The sequence below is a fragment of the Janthinobacterium fluminis genome (genome assembly GCF_028595325.1).
In the GTDB taxonomy this organism is placed as follows: Bacteria; Pseudomonadota; Gammaproteobacteria; order Burkholderiales; family Burkholderiaceae_D; genus Janthinobacterium; species Janthinobacterium fluminis.
On record NZ_JAQQXR010000001.1, the window covers coordinates 231003 to 245534 of the forward strand.

General features: G+C 66.5%; 15 protein-coding genes. 11 read left to right on the forward strand and 4 right to left on the reverse strand.

Translation table 11 applies throughout. The annotated features are described in order from the left end of the window. Window positions 1-5 precede the first annotated feature (5 nt). Window positions 6-620 (reverse strand): LysE family translocator, encoded by a 615-nt coding sequence (locus OIK44_RS01075; RefSeq protein ID WP_273668803.1) that lies wholly within the window; start codon window positions 618-620, stop codon window positions 6-8. A 106-nt stretch (window positions 621-726) separates the two neighbouring features. On the opposite strand from OIK44_RS01075, the gene OIK44_RS01080 reads away from it, so the two are divergent. From OIK44_RS01080 to OIK44_RS01105, 6 genes are all read left to right on the forward strand, one after another. Next, window positions 727-1629, forward strand: coding sequence for a LysR substrate-binding domain-containing protein (locus OIK44_RS01080; protein WP_273668804.1), 903 nt, complete (start codon window positions 727-729; stop codon window positions 1627-1629). An 89-nt stretch (window positions 1630-1718) separates the two neighbouring features. Next, entirely contained in the window at window positions 1719-2588 is an 870-nt protein-coding gene (locus OIK44_RS01085) for a ThiF family adenylyltransferase (protein WP_273668805.1), read from the forward strand. Beyond that, window positions 2585-3673: a nitroreductase family protein gene (locus tag OIK44_RS01090; RefSeq protein ID WP_273668806.1), complete on the forward strand. Its 1089-nt coding sequence runs from the start codon at window positions 2585-2587 to the stop codon at window positions 3671-3673. The genes OIK44_RS01085 and OIK44_RS01090 overlap by 4 nt, the downstream gene beginning before the upstream one ends. A 188-nt stretch (window positions 3674-3861) precedes the next feature. Further along, complete coding sequence (locus OIK44_RS01095) at window positions 3862-4815, forward strand: EDSAP-1 family PEP-CTERM protein (RefSeq protein WP_273668807.1); 954 nt, start codon at window positions 3862-3864, stop codon at window positions 4813-4815. A gap of 225 nt (window positions 4816-5040) precedes the next feature. After that, the gene (locus tag OIK44_RS01100; RefSeq protein ID WP_273668808.1) at window positions 5041-5997 is read left to right on the forward strand and encodes an EDSAP-1 family PEP-CTERM protein; all 957 of its coding nucleotides are present in this window, start codon (window positions 5041-5043) and stop codon (window positions 5995-5997) included. A gap of 192 nt (window positions 5998-6189) precedes the next feature. Next, window positions 6190-7140: an EDSAP-1 family PEP-CTERM protein gene (locus tag OIK44_RS01105; RefSeq protein ID WP_273668809.1), complete on the forward strand. Its 951-nt coding sequence runs from the start codon at window positions 6190-6192 to the stop codon at window positions 7138-7140. A 31-nt stretch (window positions 7141-7171) separates the two neighbouring features. On the opposite strand, the gene OIK44_RS01110 is transcribed toward OIK44_RS01105, so the two are convergent. Then, a complete protein-coding gene (locus OIK44_RS01110) occupies window positions 7172-8386 on the reverse strand; it encodes a glycosyltransferase (protein WP_273668811.1) in 1215 nt (404 codons plus the stop codon). Window positions 8387-8599: 213 nt separating this feature from the next. Here OIK44_RS01110 and OIK44_RS01115 point away from each other — a divergent pair, with 213 nt between their 5' ends. Further along, window positions 8600-8779 (forward strand): hypothetical protein, encoded by a 180-nt coding sequence (locus OIK44_RS01115; protein ID WP_273668812.1) that lies wholly within the window; start codon window positions 8600-8602, stop codon window positions 8777-8779. On the opposite strand, the gene OIK44_RS01120 is transcribed toward OIK44_RS01115, so the two are convergent. Continuing rightward, window positions 8780-8959, reverse strand: coding sequence for a hypothetical protein (locus OIK44_RS01120; protein WP_273668813.1), 180 nt, complete (start codon window positions 8957-8959; stop codon window positions 8780-8782). Between the two features lie 230 nt (window positions 8960-9189). Between OIK44_RS01120 and OIK44_RS01125 the strand changes: the two genes are divergently transcribed. The 4 genes from OIK44_RS01125 (at window position 9190) to OIK44_RS01140 (ending at window position 11495) form a co-directional block, all read left to right on the forward strand. Then, on the forward strand, window positions 9190-9330 hold the full coding sequence (locus OIK44_RS01125) for a hypothetical protein (protein ID WP_273668814.1): 141 nt from the start codon (window positions 9190-9192) through the stop codon (window positions 9328-9330). Window positions 9331-9413: 83 nt separating this feature from the next. Continuing rightward, window positions 9414-9782: a hypothetical protein gene (locus OIK44_RS01130; RefSeq protein WP_273668815.1), complete on the forward strand. Its 369-nt coding sequence runs from the start codon at window positions 9414-9416 to the stop codon at window positions 9780-9782. Window positions 9783-9833: 51 nt separating this feature from the next. Beyond that, window positions 9834-10310: an acyl-CoA thioesterase gene (locus tag OIK44_RS01135; RefSeq protein ID WP_273668816.1), complete on the forward strand. Its 477-nt coding sequence runs from the start codon at window positions 9834-9836 to the stop codon at window positions 10308-10310. Window positions 10311-10505: 195 nt separating this feature from the next. Further along, window positions 10506-11495: a L,D-transpeptidase family protein gene (locus tag OIK44_RS01140; RefSeq protein ID WP_420213800.1), complete on the forward strand. Its 990-nt coding sequence runs from the start codon at window positions 10506-10508 to the stop codon at window positions 11493-11495. Between the two features lie 25 nt (window positions 11496-11520). Here OIK44_RS01140 and OIK44_RS01145 read toward each other — a convergent pair whose 3' ends face one another. Further along, window positions 11521-14403, reverse strand: a complete 2883-nt coding sequence (locus tag OIK44_RS01145) for a bifunctional diguanylate cyclase/phosphodiesterase (protein ID WP_273668817.1) — start codon at window positions 14401-14403, stop codon at window positions 11521-11523. Window positions 14404-14532 lie beyond the last annotated feature (129 nt).

The following is a 14532-nucleotide window of genomic DNA, read 5'->3' on the forward strand; positions in this document are numbered from 1 at the left end:
GCCGCTCAGCGGCTCAGCGGCGCCAGCGCCAGTGTCAGGCCAAGGCCCATCAGGACGGCGCCGATGCCTTTGTTGAGCACGCGCTGGCCGCGCAGCATGGCGCCGCGCAGGCGCGCGTTGGAAAAGAACAGCGCGACGAGGCCAAACCAGAAGCCGTGGGCCAGCGACATGAACAAGCCGTAGCCGATCCGGGCGCCGAGGGCGGTGTCGGCGCTCACCACCTGCGTGTAGGTGCTGAGGACAAACAGTGTCGTCTTCGGGTTGAGCGCATTGGTCATGAAGCCGGCGCGCAGGGAGGCCAGCGCGCCGCTGGCCGTGCGGGCGCGTTCGGCGTCGGGAACGGCCGGCGCCATGAAGGTGCGGCAGCCGGTGTAGACCAGATAGGCCGCGCCGGCCAGCTTGATGGCGACGAACAGCGTGGGCGAGTGGGCGATCAGCAGGCCCACGCCGAGCATGGTGTAGATGACATGCACTTGCACGCCGAGGGCGATGCCGGCGGCGGCCAGCAGCCCGGCGTGGCGGCCGTGCAGATAGCTGTTGCGCGTCACCATCGCGAAGTCCGCGCCCGGACTGATGACGGCCAGGATGGTGATGGCGGCGACGGCGAGCAATTCATTCATGGCATTTTCCTTGTTTGCCCCGTGTGGGGAATACGGCATTTTTCCCGATACGCAAGGCAATGAAAAACGATTTATACTCAGGTAAATACTTGAGGAAAAATCACAGATGACATCGCATGCCCCTTCATTGAACGCGATCCGCATGTTCGAGGTCGCGGCGCGCCACCTGAGCTTCGTGCGCGCGGCCGAGGAGCTGCACTTGACGCACGGCGCCGTCAGCCGGCAGATCCGGCTGTTGGAGGACACTCTCGGCGTGGCCTTGTTCGAGCGGCGCAACCGGGCAGTTTTTCTCACGCGTGAAGGGGCCGCCTTCCAGCTCACCTGCGCCGACGTGATGGCGCGGCTGGCCAGCGGCATACGCGCCATCCAGCAGGCTGGCGAGTCGGCCCTGGTGCTGTCGTGCGAGCCGACGCTGGCGATGCGCTGGCTGATACCGCGCCTGGGCGCCTTCCGCGAGCGCTTCCCGCGGATCGAACTGCATCTGGTCGCCGCCGGCGGCCCGGTCGATTTCCGCCGCGGCCACGTCGATCTGGCGCTGCGCCGCAACGATTTTCAGTGGGGCACCGACTGCCACGCCGAGCCCGTCGCGCGCGAGTGGACGGCGCCGGTGTGCGCGCCGGCCTTGCTGGAGGCCGGGCAGTTGCATCTGGAACGGCATTGCCAGTTGCACACGGCGTCGCGGCCGGACGCGTGGCCGTGCTGGGGCGCGGCCAGCGGGCGGGCGACACCGGCGTCCCGGACGGCCCGCTACGAGCATTTCTATCTGAGCCTGCAGGCGGCCGGCGCCGGCCTGGGCGTGGCCATCGGCTCCGTCTACATGGTCGGCGAGGAGCTGGCGAACGGGCGCCTGGTGGCGCCGGCCGGCTTCGTCGAGGACGGCTCCGATTATTATTTGCTGTCGCCCACGCCCTTCGCCGGCGACGCGCGCCGCCTCGACGTGCTCGGCTGGCTGCGCGAGGAGCTGGCGGCGACCCGGGCGAGGGGCGTCGACGGCGACGCCACCAAATAAATCGTTTTCTTGGGGAACTTTCTATCGGGCCGTCAGTCCAACTTCGTTAAAACCCTGCTGCCAGACTCGGCAGCATCGACGAGGTGACTATGACAGACCGTTTTTCTTATGATGCCGCGTTCGCCCGCAACATCGGCTGGGTCACGCCGGCCGAGCAGCAGCAGTTGCGCGGCAAGCGCGTGGCGATCGCCGGCATGGGCGGGGTCGGCGGCGTGCACTTGCTGACGCTGGCCCGGCTCGGCATCGGCGCCTTCCACATCGCCGATTTCGACCGCTTCGACATCGCCAATTTCAACCGCCAGGTGGGCGCCACGGTGTCCACGCTGGGCTTGCCGAAGGTCGATGTGCTGGCCGGGATGGCCAAGGACATCAATCCGCAACTATCGCTGACCTGCTTTGCCGACGGCGTCAACGACGCCAACCTGGCCGCCTTCTTCGCCGGCGTCGACCTGTACGTCGACGGCCTGGATTTCTTTGCCTTCCAGGCGCGCCAGGCCACCTTCGCCATGTGCGCCCGGCTCGGCATTCCCGCCATCACGGCCGCGCCGCTGGGCATGGGCACGGCCGTGCTCAATTTCATGCCGGGCCGGATGACGTTCGAGGAGTATTTCGGCTGGGGCGATCTGCCCGACGCCGACAAGGCGCTGCGCTTCCTGGTCGGGCTGGCGCCGGCCGGCCTGCACGGCGCCTATCTGGTCGATCCGTCGGCGATCAACCTGCAGGAGCAGCGCGGGCCGTCGACCGTCATGGGTTGCCAGTTGTGCGCCGGCGCCGCCGCCACCGAGGCGCTGAAGATATTGCTCGGGCGCGGCAAGGTGCTGGCGGCGCCGCACGGCGTGCATTTCGACGCCTTCCGCAACAAGCTGGTGCGTACCTGGCGGCCGGGCGGCAACCGCCATCCCTTGCAGCGCCTGGCCATGATGATCGTCAAGCGCCGCAGGGCGGCGGAAAGGTCATGAGCATGCCACTCGACAGCACACTGGAAAGTATCCTCGACTTGGCGCGCTGGGCGCCCAGCGGCGACAACACCCAGCCGTGGCGCTTTGAAATCGTCGACGCGCGCCGCATCGTCGTGCATGGCTTCGACACGCGCGAGCATTGCGTCTACGACCTCGACGGCCACCCCAGCCAGATCTCGCTGGGAGCGCTGATCGAGAGCCTGGCGATCGCCGCCAGCGGCCACGGTTTGCAGATGCGGGCGCTGCGGCGCGCCGACACGGCCGACAACGCGCCGACCTTCGACGTGGCCTTCGAGGCGGCGCCGGGCCTGGGCGCCGATGCGCTGGCCGCTTGCCTGCCGCGGCGCAGCGTGCAGCGCCGCCCCTTGCGCACGCGCGCGCTGAGCGCGGCGGAGAAAGACGCGCTGGCCGCCGCCTTGCCGCCCGGTTACCGGGTGGTCTGGCTGGAGGGCTTCGGCAAGCGGCTGGCGGCGGCCCGCTTGATGTTCGCCAACGCCAAGCTGCGCCTGACGATGCCCGAGGCGCACCAGGTGCACCGCGCCGTGATCGAGTGGAACGCCCGTTTCAGCGAGGACCGCATTCCCGACCAGGCGCTGGGCGTCGATCCGCTGACGGCGAAACTGATGCGCTGGATCATGCAGAGCTGGCGCCGGGTCGAGTTTTTCAACACCTATCTGGCCGGCACGGTGGCGCCGCGCATCCAGATGGACCTGATCCCCGGCCTGGCCTGCGCCGCCCACTTCGTCCTCGTCGCCGAGCGCCCGGCGCAGTCGACCGACGACTACGTGGCGGCCGGGCGGGCGATGCAGCGCTTCTGGCTGACGGCGACGCGGCTGGCCCTGCAATTGCAACCGGAGCTGACGCCGCTGATCTTCGCCCGCTATGTGCGCGAGGGCAGGGCGTTCTCCGCCACGGCCGGCATGCACGAGCGGGCGCGGCTGCTGGCCGGGCGCTGCGCCGCGCTGCTCGGCGACGAGGATAGCCGGCGCGCCGTCTTCATGGGCCGCATCGGCGCCGGCGCCGCCGCGGCGGCGCGCTCGACACGGCGGCCCCTGCATGAGCTGATCGTGACGCGCGGGGCTTAGCGGCGCCGGCATTTTTTACACTTTTTCCGGGATGGCAACAACGCCGGCCATGCCCGATCGCCAAGTCATTGAAATAAAGCAGTTTTTTCCACTGGCACACTCTTTGCATATATCCGGGGCAAGGGCGGCAAGGACAATATTCTTCCGCCGCGACTTCCCTCCCTTGGATACTGTTTAGGAGAATAGCGATGAAAAAGACGCTCTTGGCCCTGGCGATGACAGGCTTTTTTGCGGCAAGCAACGCCCAGGCATCCGCATACGCCATGTCGTTCAATGAGGTGACCAATCTGGTCATCACGCCGACGGCCGGCATTACCTTCCCCCCCGGGAACTCGACGAACAACAGCAGCGCCGTCGCCTGCCTGCCGAACGGCACCTGTTTGAACAATGGCGGCGCCGGCTTCGTCAACACGCCGTTTGCGCGCATGGGCGCCGTTCCGTATGTCGACAACAGCTACCGCGCCGTCAACCGCGAGGCCAACGCCAACTCGTTTGCGCTGGCCGACGCGTCGATCGACTCGCGGCAGTTTATCGGCGACCCGTTCACGCGCGCCCGCAACATGGCCGAAGGCTTGCTGCTGCAAACCAATACGGCGAATGCCACGGGCGGCAATTCCTCGGCCACGCTGCTGAGGTCGACCTTCATTTCCACCGGCAATGGCAGGATCAGTTTCAGCTTCGACAGCATTTCCTTCATCCGCGCCTACCTGGTCGCTGCCGCGGCCGGTTCGCAGGCCGAGGGCATCCTGGCGCTGAACTTCAACATCGTCGGCAGCCCGAACAACACGGCGCCCGGCAGTACCGGGCTGGTGTTCAACTGGGCGCCGGACGGCGTTGCCGGCGGCATTTTGGGCGGCACCGAAGGCGGCGATCCGTACACGATGAACATCAGCGTGACGGCGATGCCGGGCAATCCGGGGCCGCTGGTGTACGCCCCCACCGGCTGCACGCTGGGCAGCGGGTGCTTCCGCGCCACCACCAATCGGCTGGCGGCCGGCATCTATACGCTGAACCTGTCGATGCGCGAAACCGTCAACCTGCAATTGGTGTCGCTCCCTGAGCCGGGCAGTATTTTACTGCTGGGCATAGGCTTGGCCGCCCTGGGCCTCACGACCCGCCGGCGTTCTTTCGTCACAGCGTGAGCGGCCGGCGCCGCCGCGCGGCCTCGCGGGGCGGGCAGTCGGCGTTTCTTACAAGCTGGCTGGAGTGTTCGTCAACCCCCTCGCGCCAGATTGTCAAGCCATTGAAATAAAACGTTTTTTTTAATTGGTATGCCCTTTGCATATACCCGGGGGAGCGGCGTAAGGAACACTCGCCATTGCGCCGTGACTTCCACCCCCCGTTGGATATTGTTTAGGAGAATAGTGATGAAAAAGACGCTCTTGGCCCTGGCGATGACAGGCTTCTTTGCGGCTGGCAACGCCCAGGCATCCGCATACGCCATGTCGTTCAATGACGTGACCAATCTGGTCATCACGCCGACGGCCGGCATTACTTTCCCCCCCGGGAACTCGACGAACAACAGCAACGCCGTCGCCTGCCTGCCGAACGGCAACTGCGTGAACAATGGTGGCGCCGGCTTCATCAACGCGCCGTTTGCGCAAGTCGGCGCCGCGCCGTATGCCGACAACAGCTACCGCGCCGCCAACCGCGAGGCCAACGGCAACTCGTTTGCGCTAGCCGACGCGTCGATCGACTCGCGGCAGTTTATCGGCGACCCGTTCACGCGCGCCCGCAACATGGCCGAAGGCTTGCTGCTCGAAACCAATACAGCCAACATCACGGCCGGCAATTCCTCGGCCACGCTGCTGATCTCGACCTTCGTTTCCAACGGCAATGGCACGATCAATTTCAGCTTCGACGCCTTCCCCTTCATCCGCGCCTATTTGGTCGCCGCCGCGGCCGGTTCGCAGGCCGAGGGCATCCTGGCGCTGAACTTCAACATCGTCGGCAGCCCGGGCAACACGGCGCCCGGCAGCACCGGGCTGGTGTTCAACTGGGCCCCGGACGGCATTGCCGGCGGCATTTTGGGCGGCAGCGAAAGCGGCGATCCTTACACGATGAACATCAGCGTGACGGCGATGCCGGGCAATCCGGGGCCGCTGGTCTACGATCCCAGCGGCTGCGCGCCGGGAGGATGCTTCCGCGCCACGACCAATCCGCTGGCGGCCGGCACCTATACGCTGAATCTGTCGATGCGCGAAACCGTCAATCTGCAATTGGTGCAACTACCGGAACCGGGCAGCATCCTGCTGCTGGGCATAGGCCTGGCCGCCTTGGGCTTGACGACCCGCCGGCGCCATGCCGGCCAAGTGTGGGCGTGAGCAGTCGGCTTTTCTTACAGGCTGGCTGGAGTGCCAATGAGGTCAGCCGCGAAAAACTTCCAAGCCATTGAAATAAAACGGTTTTTAAAATTGGCATGCTCTTTGCATATATCTGGGGGAAGCGACGGAATGGACAACAGTCATTCCACCGTGACTCACCCCACCTGTTGGATCTTGTTTAGGAGAATAGTGATGAAAAAGACGCTCTTGGCCCTGGCGATGACAGGCTTCTTTGCGGCAAGCAACGCCCAGGCATCCGCATATGCCATGTCGTTCAATGACGTGACCAATCTGGTCATCACGCCGACGGCCGGCATTGTCTTCCCCCCGGGGAACTCGACGAACAACAGCGGCGCCGTCGCCTGCCTGCCGAACGGCACCTGTGTGAACAATGGCGGCGCCGGCTTCATCAACGCGCCGTTTGCGCAAGTCGGCGCCGCGCCGTATGCCGACAACACTTACCGCGCCGTCAACCGCGAGGCGAACGCCAACTCGTTTGCGCTGGCCGACGCGTCGATCGACTCGCGGCAGTTTATCGGCGACCCGTTCACGCGCGCCCGCAACATGGCCGAAGGCTTGCTGCTGCAAACCAATACGGCAAATGCCACGGCCGGCAATTCCTCGGCCACGCTGCTGACGTCAACCTTCATTGTCACCGGCAACGGCACGATCAATTTCAGCTTCGACGCCGTCCCCTTCATCCGCACCTACCTGGTCGCCGCCGCGCTCGGTTCGCAGGCCGAGGGCATCCTGGCGCTGAACTTCAACATCGTCGGCAGCCCGAGCAACACGGCGCCCGGCAGCACCGGGCTGGTGTTCAACTGGGCGCCGGACGGCGTTGCCGGCGGCATTTTGGGCGGCACCGAAGGCGGCGATCCGTTCACGCTCAATACCACCCTGACTGCGTTGCCGGGCAATCCGGGGCCGCTGGTCTACGATCCCACCGGTTGCGTGCCGGGCGGATGCTTCAATGCCACGACCAGCCCGCTGGCGGAAGGCACCTATACGCTGAATCTGGCGATGCGCGAAACCGTCAATCTGCAATTGGTGCAGATACCGGAACCGGGCAGTATCCTGCTGCTGGGCATAGGCTTGGCCGCCTTGGGCTTCACGACCCGGCAGCGCCAGTCTGCCAAAGCGTGAGGGGCCGGCAGCGCAGTCCGGCTCCCCCGCGTCACGCGGCGGCGCTGGACTGGGTCCGCTCCAGCACTGCCGCCAGGCGCGCGCCCGGCTCGCAGGCGGCAAACAATTGCGCGATACGTTTGGCCGCGGCGGCCATGCCGGCATCGTTCAGCATGGCTTCCACGGCCACGCGCACTTGCGCCTCGTTGAGCCTGTCGGCCCGCAACAGCATGCCGGCGCCGGCGGCGGCGATACCGTGCATATTGAGAAATTGATCGAGATTGCTGGCGATGCCCAGCACCGGCGTGCCTGTCGCCAGCGCCTGCTGGCTGGTCGGGCTGCCGCCGTTGCACACGACGATACTGGCGCGCTGGGCCGCCTCGCTTCCCGGCAGGAAGGGCGCGACAAAGGCGTTCGGCGGCACTTTGTCGAGTTCGATGTTGCCGGCCGTCGCGGCCATCACGGTCACCGGCAGCGTTGCCAGGGCGCGCAACAGCAAGGGCAGTAGCGTGCCCTGGCCGGAACTGCCCAGGGTGATGTAGAGCACGGGTTTGTCCTGCGGCACGCTGTTCCACCATTCCGGCGTGGCCAGCGGCGGCGACCAGATCACCGGCCCCAGATAGGAATGGCTGGCGGGCAGTGCGTGGGCGGGGAACAGCTCCGCATGGTCGGCGTAGGCGGTGTGGTCGGCGTCCGTGTAGACGCGGCGCAGGTCGGTGCCCAGCGACGCCAGTCCATGGCGCCGGCGCACCCGGTTCAGCGGCACCGTGTGGGCGGCGAAGGCGAGGGGGCGGATGAGACCGAACAGGGCATTGGCCAGCGGGATCGGTAAGGCCCGGGTCAGCGGAATATTCGGCACCGCGTAATGCTGGCGCACATACGGACTCCAGTAGGCGTTGATCAGCGCCACATACGGCAGCCTGGCCAGGCGGGCGCTGACCGACAGCGACAGGCGGAAATCGCCGACGACGGCGTCGGGCCGCACCTCCTTGAGCAGGCGCACGTCGTCGTCGACATAGCGCAGCAGCGTCGCCTCGTCGTAGACGGGCTTGCCGTCGGCCAGCGCCTGCAGGAATCGGGCGCTGGGAATGCTGTCGATGCGCCTGCGCGTGAAGCCGCTATCCTTGAAGCAGAAGTCATAGCCGTCCGCGCAGGCGAATTGGATGTCAAAGCGTTCCCGGTCGAGCAGTTGCGCCAGTGCCAGCGGCCTGCCCACATGGGCTAGCGTGACAGCTTCGGCAACAAAAAGGATGGTCTTCCGTTCCATAGTCGGCACCTGGGGATGGGCTGATTGTACGTCCCGTTCCCGCCCCCGGCAAACTTGCCAAAAGGTATCGAATCGACCCCGGCCGCAAGCCCCCGTTATGCTGGCTGTGGCGGCGGCGCGGATGGGCCGCCGGCGGCGCCTTGAGCGCGCCCAAACGGCCCGGGTAAGCGCGCCTTACCATGGTTTCTTGCGCTGGATGAAACAGGAGGATGTATGCGCATCATGACAGGCACAGGCGGCGTCCCTCGACGGACCCATTCGACACCCGAACCCGACACGCCGCCGCCGGACCAAGATCCGGACTCGACGCCGGCTCCCGACGAGGATCCGCTCCCCGAGCCGGTGCCGATCCAGGAGCCGGCGCCGCCGCCGGCGCCGATCAAGGCGCGCTGATCAGGCGGGCGGCGCGCTGCCGTTCTTGCCGCGCCTGTCGCGCTCGGGCAGCGGCGGGATCTGCCGTATCAGTTCTTCCGTCTCCGTTTGCGCCGGCGTCTTTTCGCCGCTGCCGATGTCCGGCTCGTCCCAAAGGTGCCTGGCCGGCTGCGGCGCCGGATGCCTGTTCGGTCGTTTCATCATGCCACTCCTATGCCTTGTGCGCTGCGCTTCCATGCTAGCAGCGGGTGCCCGCGGGCGGCGCGCGATAGGGGCCGAAGTCCCTGGCAATCATTTCGCAAAAACACAGTTTCCATCATGACGTTGCTTTAAAGCTACACGCTGGCACTGTATCTGCTGCGCGTCACGCGGCCGTCATCAAACTGTTCTTATAATGAGGCATCAGCATAATTTTCGTAGAGGAGAGCATCGTGGGCAATTCCTTGCATAACAAAATTTATCTTGGCAGGCGCGCGCGCGCCTTTAATTCCAAGGGTGTTGCGGCGCTGTTTTTCCTCGGCGTGCTGGCGTGTTCGGGTCTGTTGTGGATCGGTTTGCGCGTCCTGGGCTAAGGGCCAAATGCATCTGCCTGTTGCCGATGCGGTGCCGGGCGCGTACCATGGGGGCCGAATCAGCTGTCCCTTATGGAAATGTAATGAAGAACGAGAAATTAACGACCGACGAATATGACGCGCTGGAGCAGGTTGCGCGCGGCATCAAGACCGAACGCGTCAGTGCCTGCGTGGCGCGCAACACCAAGCGCCTGTCCGGGCTGAAGCTGTTGAGCTTCAGCAAGGACGGCCGCCTGAGCATCACCGACAAGGCGCAGCAACTGCTGTTCGTGCGGCGCTGCATCAATGGCTTGCGCGCGATCGCCAACGACCCGCTGTCCAAGCTGGACACCGACGTCGCCTATTTCCTCGGCAAAAAAGCCCACATCGTCGCGCGCCCGTCCGGCGAAGGCTACGACATCAGCGACAAAGGCCGCGAATCGCTGGTCGACATCGCCAACCTCGGCATGTAAGCCCCCCGGCGCGGCGCCAGCGGGGCGCGCGCCATCCAATGGAGACTTCGTTTGGACAATGCAATGAGCTGGTCGGCCCACGAGCTGACCATGACGGTGCTGATGACGCCCGATATGGCCAACTTCTCCGGCAACGTGCATGGCGGCACCATCCTGAAATATCTCGACAGCGTCGCCTACGCCTGCGCCAGCCGCTACTCCGGCAGCTATGTCGTCACGCTGTCCGTCGACCAGGTCATGTTCCTGCAACCCATCCACGTGGGCGAACTGGTCACCTTCCTGGCCTCGATCAACTACACCGGCACCACCTCGATGGAAGTGGGCATACGCGTCGTCACCGAAAACATCCAGCAGCGTCTGGTGCGGCACGCCAATAGCTGCTACTTCACCATGGTGGCCGTCGACGCCAACCGCAAGCCGGTGGCCGTGCCGCCGCTGGAGCTGCTCACGCCCGAGCAAACCGTGCGCTTCGAGCAAGCCAAGCTGCGCAAGCAGACGCGCAAAACCATGCATGTCGCCAAAGCCTGAGCGGCGCCGCCATGCTCCCGCTCCCGACAATTGTTTGCTCCCGCAAACAATTGTGAGGCACATCCAGAACGCCGCGCAAGCGCGTTGTTGAATGCGCCGGACTGCGGCTAGAATGCGGCTCGCAGTAATACCTCCCCCCTGAGAATGAAAGCCGCCGGCGCCACCGGGCAAAGAAGAGTCGTGTTGAAAAACTGTTTGTTGCTTCCCCTATTTGGCGCGAGCGTCGCCTGGTGCGGCGCCGCCGGCGCCGCCAGCACAGCGCCCCGCGCGGCGGCCACGCCGCTGACGGCGGCCGACATGCTGACGGCGGCGCAAAGGACGGCGCCGGTCGGCCCGGCGATGAAGGGCGCCAAGGTGTTGCGCGCCCAGGTCCTGCTGGACCGCGCGCACTTCTCGTCCGGCGAAATCGACGCCTCGTATGACGGCAATCTGCGCCAGGCGATACGCGGCTTCCAGAAACTGCGGCAATTGCCGGTGACGGGCGTCGTCGACGCCGCCACCTGGGCTGTGTTGGCGACGGACAAGGCGCCGGTGCTGAGCACCTACACGGTCAGCGCCCAGGATGCGGCCGGCCCGTATGTCGTGGTGCCGGCGAGCATGGCCGCGAAAGCCAAGCTCGGCGCGCTCGGCTACGCCAACGCCGCCGAAGCGCTCGGCGAAAAATTTCATTGCAGTCCGTCGCTGCTGCGGCGCCTGAACCCCGGCAAGCGCCTGGACCGCGCCGGCGAACAACTGACGGTGCCGAACGTCGCGTCGGCCAGCGCCTTGCCGAGGGCGGCGAAAATCCTCGTCGACCAGTCGGACGGCACCTTGACCCTGCTCGACAGCGGCGGCATGCCGTTCGCGCAATTCCCCGCCAGCACGGGCAGCGCCCACGACCCGCTGCCATATGGCCAATGGCAAGTCAAAGGCGTGGCGCGCAACCCCGTCTACCAATACAACCCGAAACTGTTTTGGGATGCCAAGTCCGGCGAGGCGAAGGCGAAGATCGCCGCCGGTCCGAACAACCCGGTCGGCGTCGCCTGGATCGAGATGAGCAAGGAGCACTACGGCATCCATGGCACGCCGTCGCCGGCGAACATCGCCAAGACCCAGTCGCACGGCTGCATCCGCCTGACCAACTGGGACGTGCTGACCGTGGCGAAGGCGGTGCTGCGCGGCGCCGTCATCCTGCTGCAAGAGTGATGCGGGTGGCCGCGGGGCGTGGCCGCTAGCGCGTCACCAGGCGCGGCTGCGGCAGCGCCGGCGCCGGCGCCAGCCGCAAACCCTGGCGCAGCATTTGCTCGAATTGATCGGGCGGCAGCGGCCGGCTGAAGTAATAGCCCTGCATTTCGTCGCAGCCGTGCCGGCGCAGGTAGTCCAGCTGGGCCTCGGTTTCGACGCCCTCGGCGATGACGCGCAGTTTCAGGTTGTGCGCCAGCGTGATGATGGAGGCGACGATGGCGGCGTCGTCGGCGTCGTTGGCGATGTCGTTGACGAAGGTGCGGTCTATCTTCAGCACGTCGATGGGGAAGCGGCGCAGGTAGGAGAAGCTGGAGTAGCCGGTGCCGAAGTCGTCGATGGACAATTGCACGCCGAGGGCTTTCATCGCGTGCAACTGGCTGACGGCCAGGTTGATGTCGTTCATGAACAGGCTTTCCGTCAACTCCAGTTCCAGGCAGGACGGCGCCAGGCCGGTGTCGGCCAGCACGGCGGCGATGGCGCTCACCAGGTCGGCCTCGCCGAACTGGCGCGCCGACAGGTTGACGGCGATGCGCAGCGGCCCCAGGCCGGCGTCCTGCCAGGCCCGGTTCTGCGCGCAGGCCGTGCGCATCGCCCACGCACCTATCGGCACGATCAGCCCCGTCTCCTCGGCCAGCGCGATGAAGCGGCTCGGCGCCACCGTGCCCAGTTCCGGGTGCTGCCAGCGCAGCAGCGCTTCCATGCCGACGATCTGGCCGCTCTTCAGGTCCAGTTGCGGCTGGTAGTGCAGCACGAATTCCTCGCGTTCGAGGGCGTTGCGCAGCGCGCTTTCGATGCGCATGCGCTCCTGCGCCGCCTCGTTCATGGCCGGGGCGTAGAACTGGAAGGCGTTGCGCCCCAGTTTCTTGGCGCTGTACATGGCGATGTCGGCTTGCTCGATCAGGTTTTGCTGGGCGCCGTCGGGCGCCGGGTAGACGGCCACGCCGATGCTGCAGGTGACGAAGAGTTCCTTGCCCTCCAGCGTCACAGGTTGCGCCACCTTGTCCATCAGGCGCTGCACGATGTCGGTCGACAGCGCCTCGTCCGGGCGCTGGCTGAGGATGGCGACGAATTCGTCGCCCGACAGCCGCGCCACCGTGTCGCTTTCGCGCAGCCCGCTCTGGAGGCGCTCGGCGACCGTTTTCAGCAGCGCGTCGCCGGCCTTGTGGCCCAGGCTGTCGTTGACGAATTTGAAGCGGTCCAGGTCGATCAGCAGCACCCACAGCGGCGCGCCGCCCTGGTCGGCGTAGTCGGTCGCCTGGCTCAGGCGCTCGCGCAGCAGGGCGCGGTTGGGCAGGCCCGTCAGCACGTCATGGTGGGCGATGTGGTGGATGCGCTGCTCGGACAGCTTGCGCTCGGTGATTTCCGAGCCGGTGCCCCGGTAGCCCTTGAAGTCGCCTTTTTCGTCGAACAGCGGTTCGCCGTTGATGTTGAACCAGCGCAGCTCGCCGTGCCGGTCCTGCATCGCGTATTCGAGGTCGGCGAAGGGCAGGTGGGCTTGCACGGTGGCGATGTGGGCGCGGCCCCAGTCGGACTCGCGCATCTCGCGGTTGTTGTCCCAGCGCGTCAGGCCGATGAAGCGCTCCATCGGCATCTGCGAATTGTCGGAGAAGCCGCTGGTGATGTTGGTGAAGCGGTATTGCGCGTCCTGTTCCCAGTACCAGTCCGAGGACAGGGCCAGCAGGCGGCGGAAGCGCTTTTCGCTTTCCTGCAGCGCGCGCTCGGTGCGCTGGCGCGCGCGCACGTCGGCGCTGAGGCGCTCGTTGCTCAGTTTCAGGTCGGCGGTGCGTTCGTCGACGAGGCGCTGGACGCGCCGCGAGCGCTGCGCCAGCGTTTGCACGAAGGCCGTCGTCAGCAGCGTGAACAGGATGCCGCCCAGCAGCGTCGAGAGCGAGCCGGCGTGGTCGTCGAGGAAGGGCCGCGGCAGCGCGACGGCGCGCACCAGCCAGGGCCGGCCGGCCGCCGTGAAGCGCTGCTCGCGCGTGTCGCGGTAGTCGAACATCAGCCAGCGCGGCAGCGCCAAGCCGGGCGCGGCCGCCGCGCGGGCCTGGCCGCTGCGGTAGATCAGTTGCTGCGGGTCCGCCGTGGCGCTGGCGTACACGCTGAGCTCGATCTGGCCGTCGCCGAGCAGGCCGGCGCCGTCCATGATCTTGTGCACCAGTTCGGTGGCGCGCACCACGGCCGCCGTGTCGCCGACCAGGGCGGCGCGGCGCTGCGCCACGCTGGCCGTCGGCGCGCCCAGCCGGTAGACGGGCGCGACGATGACGAAGCCGCGCTGGCGCGTGGTTTCCTGCGCCAGCGTCAGCAGCGCCGTGGCCGTCGATTTGCCGCTCAGCAAAGCCTGCTCCAGCGCCGCCAGCGAGAAGCGGTTCGGCGTCACGTCCATGCCCAGCGCCGCCTCGTTGCCGCGCAGCGGTTCGAGGTAGTCGACCACCAGGTAGGTGGGGCGCTGCTGCACCGGCACCAGTTTGCCGGCGCGCATCTCCATCATCGCGTAGCCGGGGAACTGGCGCCGCAGCTCCGCCTCGAAGGCGGGGCGCTGCGCGTGCGTCAGGATGCGGTGGAAGTTGAACGCCTGGATGAAGGGGTAGCGCGCCAGCAGCGGCGCCGTGAAGACGCGGAACTGTTCGCGCGTCACCGGCTCGATGGTGGCGAACAACTGCCTGGTCACGGTCAGCACTTCGACGGCGTCGTCCAGGCCCTTGTGCAGGGCCGTCGCGCGCAGGCCGGCGCGCTGCTGGAAGCTCAGCGCCATCTTGTCGTACTCCAGGCGGCTGACGGCGCTAAACAGCAGCGCCGTGACGCCCAGCCCCGCGGCCAGCGTGAGCGCCGCCGCGGCGGAGATGGACGGGGTCAAGCGGCGACGCGACATGCAATTTCCTAATGGGGGGAGGGCTGGAGGGGCGCCGCGCTGCGGCGGCGCGGGGAACTGACGCTAGTGTGTCATAAAACCGCCGGCAAAGTAGTTCCTGATGGATATAAGTTGCATAAAAGCAACAAA

What these genes read in the sequence shown, in the direction of transcription:
- OIK44_RS01075 (WP_273668803.1), bottom strand. Translation starts at nt 620, where the DNA reads ATGAATGAATTGCTCGCCGTCGCCGCCATCACCATCCTGGCCGTCATC.
- OIK44_RS01080 (WP_273668804.1), top strand. Translation starts at nt 727, where the DNA reads ATGACATCGCATGCCCCTTCATTGAACGCGATCCGCATGTTCGAGGTC.
- OIK44_RS01085 (WP_273668805.1), top strand. Translation starts at nt 1,719, where the DNA reads ATGACAGACCGTTTTTCTTATGATGCCGCGTTCGCCCGCAACATCGGC.
- OIK44_RS01090 (WP_273668806.1), top strand. Translation starts at nt 2,585, where the DNA reads ATGAGCATGCCACTCGACAGCACACTGGAAAGTATCCTCGACTTGGCG.
- OIK44_RS01095 (WP_273668807.1), top strand. Translation starts at nt 3,862, where the DNA reads ATGAAAAAGACGCTCTTGGCCCTGGCGATGACAGGCTTTTTTGCGGCA.
- OIK44_RS01100 (WP_273668808.1), top strand. Translation starts at nt 5,041, where the DNA reads ATGAAAAAGACGCTCTTGGCCCTGGCGATGACAGGCTTCTTTGCGGCT.
- OIK44_RS01105 (WP_273668809.1), top strand. Translation starts at nt 6,190, where the DNA reads ATGAAAAAGACGCTCTTGGCCCTGGCGATGACAGGCTTCTTTGCGGCA.
- OIK44_RS01110 (WP_273668811.1), bottom strand. Translation starts at nt 8,386, where the DNA reads ATGGAACGGAAGACCATCCTTTTTGTTGCCGAAGCTGTCACGCTAGCC.
- OIK44_RS01115 (WP_273668812.1), top strand. Translation starts at nt 8,600, where the DNA reads ATGCGCATCATGACAGGCACAGGCGGCGTCCCTCGACGGACCCATTCG.
- OIK44_RS01120 (WP_273668813.1), bottom strand. Translation starts at nt 8,959, where the DNA reads ATGAAACGACCGAACAGGCATCCGGCGCCGCAGCCGGCCAGGCACCTT.
- OIK44_RS01130 (WP_273668815.1), top strand. Translation starts at nt 9,414, where the DNA reads ATGAAGAACGAGAAATTAACGACCGACGAATATGACGCGCTGGAGCAG.
- OIK44_RS01145 (WP_273668817.1), bottom strand. Translation starts at nt 14,403, where the DNA reads ATGTCGCGTCGCCGCTTGACCCCGTCCATCTCCGCCGCGGCGGCGCTC.